At 65.6% G+C, this 19,276-nt stretch carries 18 protein-coding genes and 1 pseudogene; 10 read left to right on the plus strand and 9 right to left on the minus strand.

Going from position 1 to position 19,276, the window contains the following annotated elements; translation table 11 throughout:
* Window positions 1-142 precede the first annotated feature (142 nt).
* The 4 genes from E0L93_RS03405 to E0L93_RS03420 all read left to right on the plus strand — a co-directional run bounded on the left by E0L93_RS03405 (window position 143) and on the right by E0L93_RS03420 (window position 3,752).
* A complete protein-coding gene (locus E0L93_RS03405) occupies window positions 143-835 on the plus strand; it encodes a response regulator transcription factor (RefSeq protein ID WP_132688471.1) in 693 nt (230 codons plus the stop codon).
* Entirely contained in the window at window positions 835-1,926 is a 1,092-nt protein-coding gene (locus E0L93_RS03410; protein WP_165874139.1) for a sensor histidine kinase, read from the plus strand. The genes E0L93_RS03405 and E0L93_RS03410 overlap by 1 nt, the downstream gene beginning before the upstream one ends.
* 103 nt (window positions 1,927-2,029) lie before the next feature.
* A complete protein-coding gene (locus E0L93_RS03415; RefSeq protein ID WP_132688477.1) occupies window positions 2,030-2,770 on the plus strand; it encodes a Crp/Fnr family transcriptional regulator in 741 nt (246 codons plus the stop codon).
* Window positions 2,771-2,885: 115 nt separating this feature from the next.
* Window positions 2,886-3,752 (plus strand): sulfite exporter TauE/SafE family protein, encoded by an 867-nt coding sequence (locus E0L93_RS03420; RefSeq protein ID WP_132688480.1) that lies wholly within the window; start codon window positions 2,886-2,888, stop codon window positions 3,750-3,752.
* Window positions 3,753-3,762: 10 nt separating this feature from the next.
* Here the strand turns inward: E0L93_RS03420 and E0L93_RS03425 are convergent, their stop codons facing one another.
* From E0L93_RS03425 to E0L93_RS03440, 4 genes are read right to left on the minus strand one after another with little or no spacing between them, the layout of a single operon-like run.
* On the minus strand, window positions 3,763-4,716 hold the full coding sequence (locus E0L93_RS03425; protein ID WP_132688483.1) for a sulfate/molybdate ABC transporter ATP-binding protein: 954 nt from the start codon (window positions 4,714-4,716) through the stop codon (window positions 3,763-3,765).
* Window positions 4,716-5,510 carry a sulfate ABC transporter permease gene (locus tag E0L93_RS03430; RefSeq protein ID WP_132688486.1) on the minus strand — a complete coding sequence of 265 codons (795 nt, stop codon included), beginning with the start codon at window positions 5,508-5,510 and terminating at the stop codon, window positions 4,716-4,718. Before E0L93_RS03430 ends, E0L93_RS03425 begins: the two co-directional genes overlap by 1 nt.
* Window positions 5,500-6,279, minus strand: a complete 780-nt coding sequence (gene cysT, locus E0L93_RS03435) for a sulfate ABC transporter permease subunit CysT (RefSeq protein WP_207890303.1) — start codon at window positions 6,277-6,279, stop codon at window positions 5,500-5,502. The genes E0L93_RS03430 and cysT overlap by 11 nt, the downstream gene beginning before the upstream one ends.
* A complete protein-coding gene (locus E0L93_RS03440) occupies window positions 6,276-7,262 on the minus strand; it encodes a sulfate ABC transporter substrate-binding protein (protein ID WP_207890304.1) in 987 nt (328 codons plus the stop codon). The genes cysT and E0L93_RS03440 overlap by 4 nt, the downstream gene beginning before the upstream one ends.
* 299 nt (window positions 7,263-7,561) lie before the next feature.
* Between E0L93_RS03440 and fdhA the strand changes: the two genes are divergently transcribed.
* Window positions 7,562-8,773, plus strand: a complete 1,212-nt coding sequence (fdhA, locus tag E0L93_RS03445; RefSeq protein WP_132688492.1) for a formaldehyde dehydrogenase, glutathione-independent — start codon at window positions 7,562-7,564, stop codon at window positions 8,771-8,773.
* A 123-nt stretch (window positions 8,774-8,896) separates the two neighbouring features.
* Here the strand turns inward: fdhA and E0L93_RS03450 are convergent, their stop codons facing one another.
* Window positions 8,897-9,124: a hypothetical protein gene (locus E0L93_RS03450; RefSeq protein ID WP_132688495.1), complete on the minus strand. Its 228-nt coding sequence runs from the start codon at window positions 9,122-9,124 to the stop codon at window positions 8,897-8,899.
* Between the two features lie 189 nt (window positions 9,125-9,313).
* Here E0L93_RS03450 and fdhD point away from each other — a divergent pair, with 189 nt between their 5' ends.
* On the plus strand, window positions 9,314-10,120 hold the full coding sequence (gene fdhD, locus E0L93_RS03455) for a formate dehydrogenase accessory sulfurtransferase FdhD (protein ID WP_132688773.1): 807 nt from the start codon (window positions 9,314-9,316) through the stop codon (window positions 10,118-10,120).
* A gap of 5 nt (window positions 10,121-10,125) precedes the next feature.
* Here the strand turns inward: fdhD and E0L93_RS03460 are convergent, their stop codons facing one another.
* Together E0L93_RS03460 and E0L93_RS03465 are read right to left on the minus strand one after the other, a co-directional pair.
* Window positions 10,126-10,266, minus strand: coding sequence for an MFS transporter small subunit (locus E0L93_RS03460; protein WP_132688775.1), 141 nt, complete (start codon window positions 10,264-10,266; stop codon window positions 10,126-10,128).
* A gap of 5 nt (window positions 10,267-10,271) precedes the next feature.
* Complete coding sequence (locus E0L93_RS03465) at window positions 10,272-11,666, minus strand: L-lactate MFS transporter (RefSeq protein WP_424511417.1); 1,395 nt, start codon at window positions 11,664-11,666, stop codon at window positions 10,272-10,274.
* A gap of 168 nt (window positions 11,667-11,834) precedes the next feature.
* On the opposite strand from E0L93_RS03465, the pseudogene E0L93_RS16510 reads away from it, so the two are divergent.
* The 4 genes and pseudogenes from E0L93_RS16510 to E0L93_RS03480 all read left to right on the plus strand — a co-directional run.
* Window positions 11,835-12,014: pseudogene (locus E0L93_RS16510) on the plus strand (hypothetical protein); the annotation flags it as partial.
* Entirely contained in the window at window positions 11,991-14,015 is a 2,025-nt protein-coding gene (locus E0L93_RS16515; protein WP_341539375.1) for a molybdopterin oxidoreductase family protein, read from the plus strand. The pseudogene E0L93_RS16510 and the gene E0L93_RS16515, both read left to right, overlap by 24 nt.
* Window positions 14,016-14,257: 242 nt before the next feature.
* A complete protein-coding gene (locus E0L93_RS03475; protein WP_132688503.1) occupies window positions 14,258-14,575 on the plus strand; it encodes a DUF485 domain-containing protein in 318 nt (105 codons plus the stop codon).
* Window positions 14,572-16,122 carry a solute symporter family protein gene (locus E0L93_RS03480; protein ID WP_132688505.1) on the plus strand — a complete coding sequence of 517 codons (1,551 nt, stop codon included), beginning with the start codon at window positions 14,572-14,574 and terminating at the stop codon, window positions 16,120-16,122. Before E0L93_RS03475 ends, E0L93_RS03480 begins: the two co-directional genes overlap by 4 nt.
* Before the next feature lie 63 nt (window positions 16,123-16,185).
* Here the strand turns inward: E0L93_RS03480 and E0L93_RS03485 are convergent, their stop codons facing one another.
* Together E0L93_RS03485 and E0L93_RS03490 are read right to left on the minus strand one after the other, a co-directional pair.
* Window positions 16,186-17,619, minus strand: a complete 1,434-nt coding sequence (locus tag E0L93_RS03485; RefSeq protein ID WP_132688508.1) for an LVIVD repeat-containing protein — start codon at window positions 17,617-17,619, stop codon at window positions 16,186-16,188.
* A 168-nt stretch (window positions 17,620-17,787) separates the two neighbouring features.
* On the minus strand, window positions 17,788-19,137 hold the full coding sequence (locus E0L93_RS03490) for a TrpB-like pyridoxal phosphate-dependent enzyme (protein ID WP_165874140.1): 1,350 nt from the start codon (window positions 19,135-19,137) through the stop codon (window positions 17,788-17,790).
* Window positions 19,138-19,276: the final 139 nt, after the last annotated feature.

Raw genomic sequence — 19,276 nt, forward strand, 5'->3', positions numbered from 1 at the left:
CTGAGTCTGGTTTCCCCGGGACTTTCAGTTTCTAACCTGCGCGGGTGCGGTTCAAGGCTCCGGAGAGATTCATGCGGCGCTCCGGGATCCGCCCCCGGAGATCATCGGGGTCGCCCGGAAGGGTGTTTTAGAATATCCTCGTATGAGCAGCCGGGTACTGCTGATCGAGGACGAGAAGAACCTGGTGGAGCTGCTGCGCGGATATCTGGAACGCGAGGGTTTCGAGGTGCACGCAGCCTACGAGGGCGACGCGGCCCTGAAGACCGCCCGCGAGCTGAAGCCGGACGTGGTGGTTCTGGACTGGATGCTCCCGGGGCTGGACGGGCTGGAGGTTCTGCGCCGGCTGCGGGGTTTCTCGGAGGCGTACGTCATCATGCTCACGGCGCGCTCGGAGGAGCTGGATAAAATATCCGGCCTCTCCGCCGGGGCCGACGACTACCTGACCAAGCCCTTCTCACCGGGAGAGCTGGTAGCCCGCGTGCGGGCGATGCTCCGGAGGCCGCGCAGCGGACGGTCTCAGGAACCCGAGGAGCCACCGATAGAACTCGGTGAGCTCAGGATAGATCCGGGCGCCCGGGAGGTGCGTGTGCGCGGCGAGCCGGTGGAGCTGACGGCGATAGAGTTCGAGCTACTCCGCGTGCTGGCCTCGCGCCCGGGCTTCGTGTTCAGCCGCGCGCGGCTGCTGGAGCGTGTGTGGGGGGAGAGGTACTTCGGCAGCGACCACGTGGTAGACGTGCACATAGCGAATCTGCGCAAGAAGATCGAGGAAGTGCCCGCGGAGCCGCGCTACATAGAGACGGTGCGCGGAGTTGGCTACCGCATGGCCCGGAAGTGATGCCCCTGCGCCGCCTCACCTCCTACAGCCTGCGCACCAAGCTCTTCTTCTCCCACCTGCTGGTGGCCCTGATCGTGACCTTCACCTTCGTGGCCGCGGCATTCGCCGTTCCCACCCTGCTGGAACGCCAGCCGTTCGTCGCCGCCGGGCTGGCCGATCTGGTGACGGCCTCCTTCGGCCGGGCCTTCCTCTACCTGACGCTGGCGACCATACTGGCCGTGGTGGTCGCGGCGGTGGCGAGCCTCTTCGTGGCCGGCAGAATCACAACCCCGGTGCACCGGATGCTGGCGGCCACCCGCCGGGTCTCGGCCGGGCGCTACGAGGAGCGCGTCCCGATCTCCGAAGAGGACGAACTGGGCGAGCTCTCCCGGGGCTTCAACGCCATGGCCGCGGCACTGGAGGAGGGCGAGCGCCAGCGGCGCGAGTTCATCGCCGACGTTTCGCACGAGCTGGGAACCCCGCTCTCCACCCTGCAGGGATACATGGAGGGCCTGATGGACGGCGTGATCGAACCCTCCGAGGAGACCTGGGGCATCCTCTACTCCGAGACCGAGCGCATGCGCCGCCTCGTGAACGACCTGCGGCAACTCTCCCGGGTAGAGGCAGGACAGCTGGAGCTGAATATCGGGCCGGCTGCGCCGGCCGCCCTCGTCCGGCTGGCCACCGAGAGCATGCAGCCGCTCTTCACCGAGAAGGGCGTGCAGCTGGAGAGCCGCCTCCCCCCCGACCTCCCGCCGGTCTCCGCCGACCCCGACCGGCTGGTGCAGGTGCTCACTAACCTGCTGAACAACGCCCTGCGCCACACCCCGCCGGGCGGCCGAGTCACGGTGGAAGCCGAACGGCAGCCCGGACGCGTGCTGCTGAGCGTGCGGGACACCGGAGCGGGCATCGCCCGGGAGCACCTCCCCCACCTCTTCGAACGCTTCTACCGGGTCGAGAAGTCCCGCTCCCGGGCGGGCGGCGGCTCCGGAGTGGGACTGGCAATCTCCCGGGCGCTGGTGGAGGCGATGGGCGGCGCGATCTGGGCCGAGAGCGCGGGCAAGGGCGAAGGAGCGACCTTCAGGCTCACACTGCCGGTGGCGGATTCTTGATCCAATCTTGAACTTCTCTTGACCCGGCCTTGATCTCCCCGCTCTAGCATTGGACGTTGAGGGAGTGTAAGGAGCGAGCACGTTCCCAGCGAGGTGGATCAGGTTGCCCCCAGTTACTATTAGTCCGGCCCCCAAGACGCGCAGAGGAAACGAGCCCAAAGTCCCCCGCACCACCGCCCAGCCGACGAACCGGCTCCGACTGCAGGAGGCAGAGTGCAAAGAGCTGCTGCGACTGCTCGCCAACACCGGCGTGCGGGCCGCCGTCCGCCGGTACGTGCGCGGCCAGAGCGTTCTGGATGACGGAAGCGCGAACGCCCTCTACATCCTCACGGAGGGCGCGATTAAGGCCGCCAGATACCTGCCCCGGGGCAAGCTGGACCTGCAGCTGCTCGGTCCGTGGGACGCCTTCGGCCGCATGACACCCGCCGGAGAACCCCTGCTGCCAGACGGAGCCGTAGCCGTGACCGAGACCGAGATAGTCAAGATCCCGGGCATCTTCCTGAAGCGCGCGGCGAAGATGCAGCCGGAGATCGCGCTCCGAATCGCCACCCTGCAGGAGATCAAGACCCTCGAATATGAAGAACGCGCAACCCGGCTGCTCGCCCGTAGCACCCAGACCCGCCTCGCCGACCTGCTGCTCTGGCTGAACCGTAAGTTCGGCGACGCCGAACAGCGCATCCCACTGCGCCTCACCCACGAAGAACTGGCAGCCATGATCGGCTGCACCCGCGAATCGGTCAACGAAGCCATGCTCGGCCTGCGCCGCAGAGGCCTGGTCTCAATCGAGCGGGGCCGTATACAACTCCTCGAACCCACCGCACTCGCCGACCTCCGCAATACCTGAGACCCGCCACCCGGCACATTTTTTACCTCCCCCCTTGACTCCCGCCAGCCAGATGGATATAGTCCACAAAGTCTAGTTATTAGATAGGCAAAATTAGGAAAAGGGGTTTTTCGGGTTGCAGAACTTCATACTTCTGGCGCTGATGGGGCTCATCGCCCAGTTGGTGGACGGGTCGCTGGGGATGGCTTACGGGGTCACATCCACGACGCTCTTACTTTCTCTGGGGATCACTCCGGCGCTGGCTTCGGCCAGTGTACACATTGCGGAGGTGGGCACGACGTTTGCCTCGGGGGTTTCGCATTGGAAGTTTGGCAATGTGGACTGGGTGAAGGTTGGATGGATGGCGGTTCCGGGCGGGATTGGTGCTTTCTTTGGGGCGGCGGTACTGACTTCTGTCTCTGCGGAGGCGGCGGCTCCGCTGGTGGCGATCTTCCTCTTCTGTTTGGGGGCGTACATTCTGGTTCGCTTCTCCTTCCGGCGGCGGGAGCGGCCGGTTGTGGTCAAGCCGATCGCACGGAGGTTTCTTGCGCCGCTGGGGTTCGGGGCTGGGTTCCTGGACGCTGCGGGTGGCGGGGGGTGGGGTCCGATCTCCACGCCCACGCTTCTCTCTTCCGGGAGGATGGAGCCGCGCAAGGTCGTGGGAACGGTGGACACCAGCGAGTTTGTAGTTGCCTCGGCTGCCAGTGTCGGGTTTCTGCTGGCGCTGAGCTTCACCGAAGTTCCCTGGAACATAGTCGGGGCTCTTCTGGCGGGCGGGGTGGTGGCGGCTCCCGTGGCGGCCTGGGTCGTGCGGGTCTTGCCCGCCCGCATCCTGGGCACGGCAGTCGGGGGGATCATCCTGCTCACCAATGCCCGGACGTTCATGAGCGCGGTGGGGATCGAAGGTATCGCGGCCGATCTCGTCTACGCCGCCATAGCCGCCGTCTGGCTGGCTGCACTCGTCCACGCGGTTCTCGTCAACCGGCGGGCTGCGGCTACTTAAGAGAGCGTTCTCACGCGAACGTCCGGCTCCGGGATGCGCGGACGTGGACGCGGTCGCCGGGTTTCAGGTCCAGCTCGCGGGCCGTCCGGCGCGGGATCTGGGCCCAGAGATCTTCCCCGCCGGAGAGGCGCAGGTGCACGCGCACCTCGAAGCCCAGGTGCAGCACGCCGTCGACGGCCGCCGGCACCGTGGAGTCGTCTCCGTCGAGCAGGATCTCCACATCGTGGGGGCGGATGAGGGCGTCCCGCATGCGGGTCACCGGGCCGACGAAGCTCATCACGAACTCGCTGGCCGGGCTCTCGTAGATCTCCTCCGGCGTTCCGACCTGTTCGACGCGGGCGTGGTTCATGACCACGATCTCGTTAGCGACCTCCATCGCCTCTTCCTGATCGTGGGTGACCAGCACGGTGGTCACCGGCATCTCCTCGTGCAGCCGCCGCAGCCAGCTCCGGAGCTCCTTGCGCACCGTCGCGTCCAGGGCCCCGAACGGTTCGTCCAGCAGCAGGACCTCCGGCTCGATGGCCAGCGCGCGGGCCAGCGCCATGCGCTGGCGCTGGCCGCCGGAGAGTTGGGCGGGATAGCGGTGCGCAAACCCTGCGAGCTGCACCAGCTCCAGCAGCTCGCCCACTCTCTTGCGTATCTGTTCCTTCGGACGCTTGCGGATCTCGAGCCCGAACGCTACGTTCTCCCACACGGTCATGTGCTTGAAGGCCGCGTAGTGCTGGAACACGAAGCCCACCCCCCGCCGCTGCGGCGGCGTCCGGGTCTTGTCCTCGCCGGAGATGACGACCTCGCCGGCATCCGGCTCCTCAAGGCCCGCGATCACGCGCAGAAGGGTGGACTTACCGCTCCCGCTCGGTCCCAGCAGGGCCGTCAGCGAGCCGTTCGGGATCTCCAGTGAGACCTCGTCCAGGGCCACGAACTCTCCGAACCTCTTGGACACGTTGCGAACGGTGATTCCCACTACGTCTTCTCCTCCTTCGGTCTTAGCAGGTTCATCGCGAAGAGAGTGCCCAGGGCCAGCAGCGCCAGCACCACCGAGGCAGCGTACGCTCCGGTCATATCGAACGCCTGGAAGCGGTCCTCCACGTGCAGCGTCAGGGTCTGGGTGCGGCCGATGATCCGGCCCGAGACGACGGCCACCGCGCCGAACTCGCCGAGCGCTTTGGCGGTGGTGAGCACGACGCCGTAGGCGACGCCGGGGCGGATGGAGGGCAGCGTAATGCGCCAGAAGGTCTGCCAGGACGAGGCTCCCAGCGTGGCGGCGGCCTGCTCCTGCTCGGTGCCGATCTCCCGCAGCACCGGGGCCACCTCCCGCACCACGAACGGCAGCGAGACGAAGACGGTCGCCAGGATTATCCCGGGCAGGGAGAAGATGATGCGTATCCCGTACTCGGCGAGGTGGCTCCCGAACCAGCCGTAGGTCCCGTAGACCAGGATCAGGGCCAGCCCCACCACCACGGGCGAGACCGCGAGCGGCAGGTCCACCAGCGCGCTCAGAAGCCGCTTGCCCGGGAAGTCGTGCCGCACGAGCACGATGGCGCAGAGGATCCCGAAGGCGGTGTTGGCGACCACCGCGACGAGCGCCGCCAGCACCGTGATCCGGAACGCGTTCAGCGCAGCAGGCTCGGCAACAGAGCTCCAGAAAGGTCCCAGGCCGTCCCGGAAGGTGAGCCAGAACACCGTCGCCACCGGCAGGATTATGAGGAACCCCAGGTAGCCGAGCGCGACGGACCTCAGCGCCAGCCTAGCCTTCATGACGCAACCACCTGCCCTGCAGGACGTTCATCCCCACGAGCGCCAGCAGCGAGAACGCGAGCAACACGACCGAGACGGCCGCAGCCGCCGGAATGTCTCCACCCTCGATCCGGCCGAAGATGTACACCGAGGCCACCTGAGTCTCGAACGGGATGTTCCCCGTGACCAGCACTACCGCCCCGAACTCCCCGATGGAGCGTGCGAAGCTGAGCCCCGCCCCGGAGAAGATCGCCGGCGCCAGATTGGGCAGGATGATGCGCCTGAAGATGGTGAACCTCCCGGCCCCGAGCGAGGCCGCAGCCTCCTCCATGTCCGTGTCCAGCTCCATCAGAACCGGCTGCACCGCCCTCACCACGAACGGCAGCGTCACGAAGAGCAGGGCGACGACCACCGCAACCGGCGAGTAGGCCACGTCTATCCCGACCGGGCTGCCCGGCCCGTAGAGCACGAGCAGCGTCAGGCTCGCCACGATCGTCGGCAGCGCGAACGGCAGGTCTATGATCGAGTTGACGAGCCCCCGCCCCCGGAACGAGTCGCGCACCAGCACCCACGCTATGAGCGTCCCCATCGCGGCGTTGATCGCCACCACCGCGAGCGCCGCGCCGAAGGTGAGCCTCAGAGCCGAGAGAGCCTCCGGAGTGGTCACGGCCGACCAGAACTCCCCGGGCCCGCCCTCGCCCGAGGCCCACGCGACCGCGGCGAGCGGGATGAGCACCACCAGGCTCAGGTAGGTGATCGCAACCCCGCGACCCAGCATACCCCCGCTCACCGCACGCCCCCCGCCTCGCGCAGGATCTGCGTGACGATCCCGTCCTCCGGGTCGAAGAAGCGCTCGTCTGCCGCCTCCCAGCCCCCGAAGTCCTCGATGGTGAAGAGCTTTTCGGGCTCGGGATAGTCGAACTCCGCCCGGATCTCCGGCACCACGGGCCGGTAGCCCTCCTCCCCGAAGATGCGCTGCGCTTCCGGCGAGTAGAGGAACTCCAGAAACTCCCGCGCTTTCTCCGGGTTCTCCCCCGTCTCGGTGACGGCGTAGGGGTTCTCGATGAGGATGGTCGCCTCGGGAACGACGTACTCGACGTCGTAGCCCATCTCGCGGGCGATGATGGCCTCGCTCTCGTAGGCGATCATCACATCCCCCTTCCCCCCGACGAAGGTCTGCAACGACTCCCGCGCACTCTTGTCCTGCACCGAAACGTTCTCGAAGAGCCGCCGCACGTACTCCGCTGCCTCCTCCTCAGATCCCCCCCGCGCAAGCTGCGCCCCGTAAGCCGCCAGCACGTTCCACTTCGCCCCGCCAGAGGTCGCCGGGCTCGGCGTGATCACATCCACCCCCGGCCGGATCAGATCCTCCCACCCCCGGATGCCCTCCGGATTCCCCCGGCGTACCACCAAAACCACCACCGAGTTGGTGACCATCCCCCGGTACTCGTTCCCGTCCCAGTCCTCGGCTACCACCCCAGCCTCCACCAGCCGCCGCATGTCCGGCTCCAGCGAAAATCCCACCACGTCCGCCGGTAACCCGGCCTCTACCGCCCGGCTCTGCTCGCCCGAAGCCCCATAGGACATCTCGAACTCCACCCCCCGCCCCCACTCGGTTCGCTGAAAGGCGTCCATGACCTCCGCGTAAGCCTCGCGCGGCGTAGAATAGGCAGCCAGAAGCAACACCCTATCCCCGCCGCTCAACGCCACACCACACCCAAACACAGAGAACCCCGTGATAAACAACGCTATCGCAGATGCCAGCCTCAGCACCCAGCCTCCACTCACCATAGACCACTTTACCTATTAATTTAATAGACTTGGTGAGGATATTGATATCGGAGGTGGAAGTCAAGGTTGGGGGATTCGTTCGAAGCGCGTTCATATGTCGTTGAAAAAGCGGGTGGGATGGGTTACTGTTCTGTAGTAGCCATTAGCACATTGGGGAAAGGTTCGTGTTGAGGAGGTGAGTTTCGTGGGCTCTCTTGCGGGAGCTGGGGCGGTTCGTCCTCCGCCGGGGGCGGGGTTGTTCCGGCATTGGGTGAGAAGTGGAGGAAGGAGAGGATCTTCCGATGGCGGATAATCGGGTCGTCGTCTACAAGGGGCCTGGTCAGGTAGCTGTAGAGCCCATCGACTTTCCCAAGCTCGAGGTGCCTGACGACGTAGCCGAGGGGGTTGGGCTCAAGAAGAAGGCTGAGCACGGCGTCATACTGAAGGTCGTTTCGACCAACATCTGCGGTTCGGACCAGCACATGGTGCGGGGCCGTACGACGGCTCCGGTTGGTCAGACGCTGGGGCACGAGATCACGGGCGAGATCATCGAGAAGGGCAGCGACGTGCTCTTCTTGGAGGAGGGGGATCTCGTCTCGGTGCCGTTCAACATCGCCTGTGGGCGCTGCCGGATGTGCATGGAGCGCAAGACCGGGGTGTGTTTGAACGTCAATCCCGCCCGGCCGGGTGCGGCGTACGGGTATGTGGACATGGGCGGCTGGATCGGCGGTCAGGCCGAGTACGTCATGGTTCCGTTCGCGGACTTCAACTGCCTGAAGTTCCCGGACAAAGAGCAGGCGCTGGAGAAGATCCGGGATCTCACCATGCTCTCGGACATCTTCCCCACCGGTTACCATGGGGCGTACACGGCCGGTGTGACGACCGGATCGACGGTGTACGTCGCCGGCGCGGGGCCTGTGGGGCTGGCGGCTGCGCACTCGGCGCAGCTTCTCGGGGCTGCCGTGGTGATAGTCGGCGACGCCATCCCGGAGCGGCTGGAGCAGGCGCGCAGCTTCGGCTGTGAGACCGTAGACATCACGCTGGATACGCCCATCGAGGAGCAGATCGCGGACATCGTGGGTGAGCCGGTCGTTGACGCGGCGGTCGATGCCGTCGGGTTCGAGGCCCGCGGGCACGGTCCGGAGGCCCATGAGCAGCCCGCGACGGTGCTAAACGACATAATGTCCGTAACGCGCGTCGGCGGGAAGCTCGGCATTCCGGGGCTGTACGTGACCGGGGATCCGGGCGCGCCCGACCCGGACGCCCGTGAGGGCACGCTGAAGATCCGGATCGGCCTCGGCTGGGCCAAGAGCCACTCGTTCACCACGGGGCAGTGTCCGGTCAAGAGGTACAACCGCGAGCTGATGATGGCGATCCTGCACGACAGGGCCCAGATCGCGAAGGCCGTGAACGCCACGGTCATCTCTTTGGACGACGCTCCTAAGGGCTATCAGGAGTTCGACCGGGGAGCGGCGAAGAAGTTCGTCATCGACCCGCACGGCATGATCAGCTAGCCGGACCGTTCTCCGACGGCCGGGGGATGTGACATACCCCGGCCGTCCTCTGTCTGCGGGAACCCCCCTCATGCCCGCCCGGGCGTCCCTAAGGTTCGGCGCCGCGACGGCCGGCGAATGGCGCTACTGCTCCTCCGTCACGCGCCCGACCCTGTAGCCCATCTTTTGCAGCTGGGCGAGCAGCCGGTACTCTGCGGCCTCCGGGTCGGCGTCGCCGAGGTACTTCAGGGGGACCTCCAGACCCGTGCGGTGCTCGGGGCCGAGGAAGTAGATCTCTATGGCATCCTTCCGCCGCCGGACCGCGGCCTCCGGGCAGAGCTCCAGGCTCGGCAGACCCATCAGGCGCAGCACCGTGTCGCCCCTTCACCGTCCCGGCGATCCGTCATAAGCCGCACTCCCTCCTCGCCTCCGTCTCAACACCCCGATTATATGTCTGGTGCCGGATCCCTCATCGGCTGGTAAACTCACGACTGGACCCGGGAGCGGAGGTTGCTGAAGAGAGGCGGAAAGCTAAGGCCCGGCAGCAAGGTCAAGACCCGGATGCGGGTGGTCCGGGACGGGGATGTGCGCCTGCGCTCCGACGTGCTGGCCACCGAAGAGCCGATGGAGATCCGGCTCGCGGTCGGCGACGCGAGGCATACCGCCGCCGTCACCATGCGTACGCCCGGCGCGGACTTCGAGCTGGCCGCCGGCTTCCTCCACGGCGAGGGCATCGTCGCCGGCCGGGAGGACATACTCAAGATCAGCTACTGCGTAGACCCGGAGGTAGACGCCGAGCAGCGGTACAACATCGTGAACGTGGAGCTGCGCCCGGGCCGCGAGTACGACCTGCGCTCCCTGGAGCGGCACTTCTACACCACGAGCGCCTGCGGCGTGTGCGGCAAAGCCAGTCTGGAGCAGCTGGAGCTGCGGGGCTGCCCGGTGATACCGCCCGGCCCGGAAGTTTCAGCGGAGGTCATCTACTCGTTGCCGGAGAAGCTGCGCGAAGCGCAAGCCCTCTTCGACTCCACCGGCGGCCTGCATGCCGCGGCCCTCTTCGACGCGAGCGGCGAGCTCGTCGCGCTCCGGGAGGATGTGGGCCGCCACAACGCCACCGACAAGCTCATCGGGTGGGCGCTGCTGGAGGGACGCATCCCGCTCTCAGAGCACATAGTCATGGTCAGCGGCCGCAGCAGCTTCGAGATCATGCAGAAGTGCCTGGCCGCCGGGGCTCCGCTGGTCTGTGCGGTCTCGGCGCCGAGCAGCCTGGCCGTGGATGTGGCGCGGGAGTTCGGCATGACGCTGGTGGGATTCTTGCGCGGTAACCGCTTCAACGTCTACGCAGGTTTCGAGCGCGTGGCGGTGTAGCGCTCCTACCCCGCAAACAACGCCATTACCCCGTCGAAGGTCTGGTAGACTCCCCAGGCGAGCGGGATCATCACGTAAGCCCAGAACAGGATGACCAGGATCCAGCTCCCTCCGGACGGCCTACCGCCGCTCTCCCGGTTCTCCATGGCGCTCAAGCTGACCCCTTCCCGGTCGTATCCGGCCCTTCGTACTCCTTCATATGGTACTTCGGGTCTACCGGTCGCATCAGCAGGTTGCAGACGAAACCGATCACCAGCAGCCCCGCCATGATGAACATGGTGATGTTGTAGGCATCCTGCGGGGCCACGCCGGCTTCGATCTGGAACTCCCGGATATAGTTGACCAGCACCGGTCCCAGGACGCCCGCGGTGGACCACGCCGTCAGCAACCGCCCGTGGATGCCGCCCACGTACCTGGTGCCGAACACGTCCGCCAGATACGCCGGGATGGTGGCGAACCCTCCGCCGTACATGCTCATGATCACCCCGAAGGCCAGCACGAACAGGAAGATGCTTCCCAGCCCGGAGCCGACCACGGGGATCGAGACGTACAGCAGCGCGCCGAGCCCGAAGAAGATGAAGTACGTCATCTTGCGCCCGATGTAGTCCGAGGTAGAGGCCCAGACGATGCGGCCGATCATGTTGAAGATGCTCAGCAGAGCCACGAACCCGCCGGCCGCAGCAGCCGTAACCGCGCCGCCGAAGGTCTCCTGGATCATGACCGAAGCCTGCCCCAAAACCCCGATGCCGGCGGTGACGTTGAAGCAGAGCATCATCCACAGCAGCCAGAACTGCGGCGTTCTGAGCGCCGTGTCTATGTGCACGTTGTTGCGCGTGATCATGGCGCTCTGCTGCTCGCCGTTCTCCTCCGGCGGGCTCCAGCCCGCCGGCCGCCAGCCCTCGCGCGGGATGCGTACGGTAAACGCGCCGAGGCTCATGGACAGGAAGTAGACGGTCCCCATGACCACGAACGTCTCCGCCACGCCGACCGAGGTCTCCGAGGAGAAGAACTCCATCAACTCCACACCGAGTGGAGCCCCGATAATAGCTCCGCCCCCGAAGCCCATGATGGCCAGCCCGGTGGCCATCCCGCGCCGGTCGGGGAACCACCGGATCAGGGTCGAGACCGGCGAGACGTACCCAAGCCCGAGCCCGATGCCGCCCAGCACTCCATATCCCAGATACAGCAACCAGATCTGGTGCGTCACCACTCCGAGCGCTGAGACCAGGAACCCGCCGCCAAAACAGCAGGCCGCCGTGAACATGGTGGTTCGCGGTCCCACCCGCTCCAGCCACTTCCCGGCGATCGCTGCCGCGATCCCCAGCACCAGAATGGATATGGAGAAGATCCAACCCACCGTGGTCAGCCGCCAGTCCTCGGGCGCCGACTCGGTAACCCCTATCACCCGTGTCAACGGTTCGTTGAACACGCTGAACGCGTAGACCTGTCCTATGCACAGATGCACCGCCAATGCCGCCGGCGGAACGAGCCACCGGTTGTACTCGCTCCCAGCTGTGATCCTCTCCTTGGAGAAGAAGTCGCGCACCCGTATCCCCACCCCTCCGTCAGCCTCTCTTACGCATCGTATGCTATAGGGAGTCTGCCGATTCGTCAACACTCCGGAAGGAGTGCGCATCCACCGCGGGCAAAACCGGTGTGTTGGGGTTACAATTGGGGATTGAGAAGTTTAGCTACAAAGGGGAGAGGCAGAGCTATGGTTGAGGCTTTGACGACGAACGGCACGCGGGAAGTGAACACCATCTGCGGCTTCTGCGGTGTGGGGTGCGGCCTGACCGTCAGGGTTGAGGACGGCGTGATCCAGAAGGTCACGGGGCAGAAGGACAACCCGTCGAGCAAGGGGGAGGCGTGCATCAAGGGCCGCGAGGGCTGGCGGCACCTCTACAGCAAGAAGAGGCTTACGCAGCCTCTCATCCGCAAGGAAGGAGAGCTGGTTCCGGCGTCGTGGGACGAGGCTCTGGATCTGGTTGCAGGCCGCTTCTCGGAGATAAAGGAGGAATACGGGCCGGACGCCTTCGGGATGTTCAGCTCCTCGCGCTCGACCAACGAGCTGAACTACCTGGCCGGAAAGTTCGCACGCACGGTATTTGGCAACTCCAATATAGACTCATGTAACCGCGCCTGACACGCCGCCAGCGTCACCGGTCTGGTGGCAACGTTCGGAGCGGGTGGGGCGACCACTTCCTACGAGGAGCTCGAGAACACCGACCTCATAATCTGCTGGGGCTCCAACACCATGGAGTGCCATCCCATCATCTACAACCACATGCGCCGGGGCATAAAGAACGGCGCGAAGATGGTGGTCGTGGATCCCCGGAAGATAGACCAGGTCAAGAAGGCCTACAAATGGCTGCCGGTCAACGTCGGTACGGACATAGCGCTCGCCAACGCGCTGGCGAACGTGATCATCTCCGAAGACCTGCACAACAAGGAGTTCATCGAGCGGGCCACGGAGAACTTCGAGGCGTACAAGGAGAAGGTCGCCGGCTACACGCCCGAGCTCGCCGAAAAGATCACGGGCGTCCCGGCCGAGGACATCCGGGAAGTAGCCCGGATGTACGCCACGGCGGAGAAGGCCATCCTCAACTGGACGCTGGGCGTCACCGAGCACCACAACGGCGCAGACGCGGTCTTCGCGCTCATCAACCTGGGGCTCCTGACCGGCCACGTCGGCAAGTACGGCAGCGGCCTCAACCCGCTGCGCGGCCAGAACAACGTGCAGGGCGGCGGAGACATGGGTGCTCTCCCGAACCGCATGGTCGGCGGCTGGCAGTGGGACGACCCGGAGGCACGCGAGCTCTTTGAGGAGGTCTGGGGTGTGCCGCTGCCGGAGAAGGTCGGCAAGAATCAGGCCGAGATGATGGAGGCCGTGGAGGCCGGTGAGATCCGGTGCATGTACGTCATCGGCGAGAACCCGGCCCAGTCCGACGCCGACGAGAATAAGCACGAGCGGCTCTTCCGGAGCCTGGACTTCCTGGTAGTGCAGGACATCTTCCTCACCAAGACGGGCCGGCTGGCCGACGTGGTGCTGCCGGCGGCCGCGAGCTGGGCCGAGACCGAAGGTACGGTCATCAACAGCGAGCGCCGGGTGCAGCGTGTGCGGCGGGTTGTGGACCCGCCCGGCGAAGCGCGGCCGGACGAGTGGATTCTGCAGGACATCGCCAACCGTATGGGTGCGAACTGGAACTACGAGACGGCGGAGGACGTCTGGAACGAGGTGCGCCGGCTCGCCCCCAACTTCTCCGGCATCACCTACGAGCGGCTGGAGAGGTACGGAGGCATCCAGTGGCCCTGCCTGGACGGGAGCTTCGAGGAGATCTCAGACAACACCCCCAAGGAGCAGCTCGCAGCCGGAACCAAGGGAGCCGAGACCGGCAAGGGCACGACGCTCACTACCGACGTGGTGGAGAAGCGAGACCTGGGCACCAAGTTCCTGCACGTCGAGCTGTGGGCGGAGGAAGTCAAGAAGCGGGCCCCGTTCCACCCGGTGGACCACGCGGGGCCGGTCGAGATGCCGGACGACGAATACCCATTCCAGCTCACCACGGGCCGCCGCCTGGCCTTCCACAATACGGGCACGATGACCCAAGACTACAAGAAGGTCAAGGATCCCGAGGAGCTGATCGAGATCTCCCCCGAAGACGCCGAAGCCCTCGGCATCGAGAACGGAGACTTCGTGCGGGTCAGCTCCCGGCGCGGCACCGTGCCCAGAGTCAGGGCCCGGGTAACCGACCGGGTACGCCCCGGACTGGTGTTCATGGGCTACTCGTTCCCCGACGAGGTGCCCACCAATGTCCTGACCATAAACGCGGTCGACCCGCAGTCCGGCACCGCCGAGCTGAAAGCCTGCGCCGTCAGGGTAGAGCCGGCAGCGTAACGGGCTCAACCGCCGGGCCGGGGACCGCCTCCGCGGAGGCAGTCCCCTGGCTCATGCCGGAAGAAGGCGCAACAGACCCCCGCCGACACAGCCGCAGATCCTTTAGGTAAGGCATTACAAACTTTGATATATAAGATTAAGGAATTCTATGCAACGCCGGGTTGCCCGATCTGAATTACCGTATCTATAATGCGGGAGAGGCAAGAGGGGATAACGACACCGATTTCAAGAAGGAGCCGGCTTTGAGTGTCAATCAATGGGAAAGGGCAGCCCAGACATCGGCTTTCCATGAGCTGATGCGTAGCAAGCGCAATTTCATAATTCCGGCGACCATATTCTTCATGGCTTTCTACTTCGGGCTACCGACTCTGGCGGCGTTCACCGACCTGCTGGACGTTCAGGTCATCGGGGTGCTGAGCCTGGCGTATATCTATGCTTTCGCGCAGTTTGCGATGACCTGGATTCTCTGCCACCTGTACCTCTCGCGGGCCAACAGGTGGGATGACATCGTCGAACGGATAAAGCGGGAGACCGCCCGGAAAGGAGCTGAGAGCCAGTGAATCCCGTTGCATTCGCGTTCTTTCTTGCAGTAATCGCTCTCACCCTCCTGGTCACCTACTGGGCCTCGCGCCGCAACGTGGGGGCGAGCACGCATTATGTGGCGGGCGGCCAGATCAAGGGCTGGCAGAACGGGCTGGCGATCTCGGGCGACTACCTCTCGGCGGCCTCGTTCCTGGGGATTGCGGGCGCGATCGCGCTGACCGGTTTTTCCGGATTCTACCTCTCGGTCGGCTTCCTGGTCGCTTATCTGGTGGTGCTCCTGCTCGTCGCCGAGCCTCTGCGGAACCTGGGCAAGTACACGGTAGCCGACGCGCTCACCAGCCGCTTCAACTTGCGGCGGGTGCGTGCGGTAGCGGCGCTGAACACCATCTCCATCAGCATGTTCTACATGCTGGCCCAGCTGGTGGGAGCCGGCGCGATCATGGTGCTCCTGCTGGACATCCCCTACTCGGTTGCGGTCATCGGCATCGGCATCCTGATGACGATCTACATCGTCGCGGGCGGCATGATCGCCACCACCTGGATCCAGATCATCAAGGCCGTGTTGCTCATGGCCGGGACCTTCGCGCTCTCGGTCGGTGTGCTGGCCCAGTTCAACTTCAACCCGCTCGCCATGTTCGAGGCGGCGACCGAGCAGTACGGCATGGAGGCGGTCATGCCGCCGGAGCTGGACCTCGTCGGCGGGCTGGACGTCATCTCGCTGAACATTGCGCTGGTGCTCGGCACGGCGGGCCTGCCGCACATCCTGATCCGCTTCCTCACCGTCCCCGACGCCAAGGCGGCCCGCAACTCGGTGATCGTGGCGACCTGGATCATCGGGCTCTTCTACCTGATGACCCCGATCCTCGGCTACGGCGCGGCGATTTTTGTCGGGCGGGACGCGATCGTAGAGCAGAACCCGGCCGGCAACATGGCGGCCCCGCAGCTCGCACAGGCGCTCGGCGGCGATATCTTCCTCGGCTTCATCACGGCGGTGGCGTTTGCGACCATCGTAGCCGTAGTTGCGGGGCTGGTCATCGCAGCCTCAGGCGCTTTCGCCCACGACTTCTACACCAACGTCATCAAGGGCGGCGAGGCGAGCGAGCGCGAGCAGTTCATGGCGGCCCGGATAGCCGCCGTCGGCGTGTCCATAGGCGCCATGCTGCTGGCGCTGGGAGCGCGGGAGTTCAACGTGGCGTTCCTGGTAGCTCTGGCCTTCGCGGTGGCGGCGAGCGCGAACCTGCCGGCGATCCTGTTCATGATCTTCTGGAAGCGGTTCAACACCATCGGAGCGATAACCGGAATGCTCACCGGCCTCATAAGCTCCGTGGGTCTGGTGCTCATCAGCCCGAACGTGATGGGTGAGAGCGCCATCTATCCCCTGGAGAACCCGGGCATCGTCTCCATCCCGCTCGGCTTCCTCGGCTGCTATATCGGCACCCTTTTGGGCGGCAAGCGGGACGAGGCACGCGCCCTCTACACGCCCTACGAGAAGATCTACGTCCAGGCCAACACCGGCATCCGGGAAGAGGAGATCGAGGAGAAAGAACCCGCACCGCGCTCGTAGAGCAAGGGAGAGAGCCCGGGCTTTTTGCCCGGGCTCCTCTTCCGTATCGAGTCCCGCAGCGCCTCAGCGGAGCTTCAGCACCCAGAGCCCGTTGTTGATATCCGAAGCGAGAATATAGTTCCGGTCGACGAAGACTCCCCAGACGTTCGGGAACTCCTCTCCCGGGAAGAAGAAGCCGTACGGGTCGGCCGACGGCTCCGGCCGGAACTGCGCCACGAAACGGGGGTTCGCCGGACGCGAGATATCGACGACCACGACGCCCTCGGCATACCAGGAGAAGTAGGCGAGGTTGCCGCGCACCTTGGGATCGTGGACGGTGTAGAACCCGACCGGCGGCGGGTACTGGGTGGTCGTCGGCAGCTTGAAGGTGGCGAGCTGCACGGGATTCGCCGGGTCGGAGATGTCGAAGAAGCGCGGGTAGCCCCAGGCAAGCTCCAGCGCGCCCGAAGGATGGGGGCCGGGGTTGAAGTCCTCGTCCGTCTGGATGAGGAGGTTGCCTCCCTTACCCAGCCAGGCCGAGTGAGCGTTGCCCTCCTCGTGAGGCTCAAACTCGGTCCTGCCGATGTACTTCGGGTCGGCAACGTCGGAGACGTCGAGGATCACGGTCCCGAGATCCCAGTAGGAGAGGTAGGCCCTGGTCCCGTCCCCGATCACGCTGTGCACGAAGTTGGACCGCGTGACGCCGTTCTCGTCCCTGTAGATCGGCGGTACGCCGAGCTCCGCCCAAGCGCCCCACTCCCCGACATCGGTGGGGTTGGCGGGATCGGACACGTCCACGATCCTGAAGTCCGCCCGGCCGGGGGTGCCGGCATCCGGCGCCGTGGTGAGCTCGGAGAAGATGATCGCCGTGTAGACGTAGGCCCGGTCTCCACGCACCTGCAGCCAGAGCTCGTGTGAGCCCCGGGTCTCAGACTCGGCCCGGTAGAGCCCCAGGCGCTTCGGGTTTGCCGGGTCGGTGACGTCGTACAGGCCGAAGCCCCGGAAGGTCTCCGCCTCAGGCCGGCAGTTCTGGAAGCTGACCGCTGCCAGATCGCCGGTGAACGAGGCCGTGTTGACGCGCCGGACTATCACCTTCTCCGTCCAAGTCCCTGCCACGTCCGGCTCGGAGACCCCGTCGGCGAAGGTCGAAACCAGAGTGGGATTCGCCGGGTTCTTCAGATCGTAGACCCGCACTCCCTGCGAGGGACAGAAGCGGTCCGGATCGGAGATGTTCCCCCAACTGCCCAGGTAGGCGTACCCCCGGTGCGCCACCACGTCGGCGTTGAAACCGCCCGGATTCGCGTGGCCCAGCACCTGGATGTTCTTGGCCCGGGCCTGGGGCGCCGGCTCCGGGTCCGGCCCCGGAGGCTGGCTGAAGTTCTCGCCCGGGAATACGCCATGCTCCTCCGGATGTTCGTGCTCGTCCCCGTGGTCATGCCCCGGAGACGCCTGCGCTATGCCGCCGCCAACGACCATCACGGCAACTAGCATAAGCGCCAACAGGCGCAAGGGTCTCATGATCGAACGCTCCTCCTTTCATCTCTTGGTCCAAACCCATCGGCTCCGCAGGACTCCCCCTGCCCATAAGAATTTTAGTTACACTGTTTTTTTCGCGCAAGGGTATGCCTCTTGCCCGGAAAGTGTCTAGCACTCGGGTCGCCTTAAAGCAGGCGCGGCGCCGGCGGATCAGAGCCCGGCCAGGGAGCGGTCGATCTCCTCCTCGGGGTACTCGTAGTCTTCCAGCCTGCCGGCGAGGTACTGCTCGTAGGCGGCGAGGTCGAAGTGCCCGTGCCCGCAGAGGTTGAAGAGTATGACCTTCTGCTCTCCGGCTTCTCTAGCCTCCTGCGCCAGGTCTATGACCGCCTTGATGGCGTGCGCGACTTCCGGCGCGGGCAGGATGCCCTCGGCCCGGGCGAACCTCACCCCGGCCTCGAAGGTCGCGTTCTGCGGGTATGCCCGGGCCTCGATGAGGCCGTGCTCCACCAGCGCGCTTATGAGCGGGGCCTCTCCGTGGTAGCGCAGACCTCCGGCGTGGATGCCGGGCGGGACGAACGTGTGCCCCAGCGTGTGCATCTTCATCAGGGGCGTCGTTCCGGCCGTGTCGCCGAAGTCGTAGGTGTAGCGGCCGCGGGTGAGCGTCGGGCAGGCCGTGGGCTCCACGGCCACAAAGCGGGTGTTCCGGCCGTTGAGCAGGTTCTCCCGTACGAAGGGCAGGGCTATGCCGCCGAAGTTGCTGCCGCCGCCCACGCAGCCCACCACCACGTCCGGGTACTCTCCGGAGAGCTCCATCTGCCTTATGGCCTCCTGGCCGATCACGGTCTGGTGCAGCAGCACGTGGTTCAGAACGCTGCCCAGGGAGTACTTGGCGTCTTCCGAGGTCGCTGCATCCTCCACGGCTTCACTGATCGCTATCCCCAAAGACCCCGGGGAGTCCGGGTGCTCCTCCAGAACCTTCCTGCCGGCCCGGGTCCGGTCCGTCGGGCTCGGGAAGACCTCGGAGCCGTAGGTCTCCATCATGATGCGCCGGTAGGGCTTCTGGTCGTAGCTGACGCGCACCATGTACACGGTGCACTCCAGGCCCATCACCCGGCAGGCGAAGGCCAGAGAAGAGCCCCACTGCCCGGCGCCGGTCTCGGTGGTGAGGCGCCGCACGCCCTCCTCGCGGTTGTAGTAAGCCTGGGGAACGGCGGTGTTCGGCTTGTGGCTGCCGGTGGGGCTGACGCCCTCGTACTTGTAGTAGATGTGCGCCGGGGTATCGAGCGCCCGCTCCAGCCGGCGGGCCCGGTAGAGCGGCGTGGGCCGCCAGAGCGCGTAGACGCCGCGCACCTCCTCCGGGATGGGGATGTAGCGCTCGGTCGAGACCTCCTGCAAGACTATGGCTTCGGGGAAGATCGGGGCCAGCGCCTCCGGCCCGACCGGCTCGCGAGTCTCGGGGTTGAGCGGTGGGTTCAAGGCAAAAGGCAGGTCCGCGACGACGTTGTACCAGCGCTCCGGGATCTCGCGCTCGCTCAACAGGAACTTGGTCTGCTCCACCACGCCACCTCCGGGAATTAGCACTCAGCGGAATAATAGCCGACCCGCGTGCTTTACGCGCCGGATGCCACTATCCCCCTGCCGTATCTCCGGTAGAGAGGCGAGATCCGGGGCACCATCGAGTACAATCCCATACATGGGA

The organism is Rubrobacter taiwanensis, assembly GCF_004337705.1.
Lineage (GTDB): Bacteria > Actinomycetota > Rubrobacteria > Rubrobacterales > Rubrobacteraceae > Rubrobacter_C > Rubrobacter_C taiwanensis.

Coding starts and splice junctions, on each gene's coding strand:
- E0L93_RS03405 (WP_132688471.1), top strand. CDS start 143: ATGAGCAGCCGGGTACTGCTGATCGAGGACGAGAAGAACCTGGTGGAG.
- E0L93_RS03410 (WP_165874139.1), top strand. CDS start 835: ATGCCCCTGCGCCGCCTCACCTCCTACAGCCTGCGCACCAAGCTCTTC.
- E0L93_RS03430 (WP_132688486.1), bottom strand. CDS start 5,510: ATGAAGGCTAGGCTGGCGCTGAGGTCCGTCGCGCTCGGCTACCTGGGG.
- fdhA (WP_132688492.1), top strand. CDS start 7,562: ATGGCGGATAATCGGGTCGTCGTCTACAAGGGGCCTGGTCAGGTAGCT.
- fdhD (WP_132688773.1), top strand. CDS start 9,314: ATGCGGGTGGTCCGGGACGGGGATGTGCGCCTGCGCTCCGACGTGCTG.
- E0L93_RS03460 (WP_132688775.1), bottom strand. CDS start 10,266: ATGGAGAACCGGGAGAGCGGCGGTAGGCCGTCCGGAGGGAGCTGGATC.
- E0L93_RS03485 (WP_132688508.1), bottom strand. CDS start 17,619: ATGAGACCCTTGCGCCTGTTGGCGCTTATGCTAGTTGCCGTGATGGTC.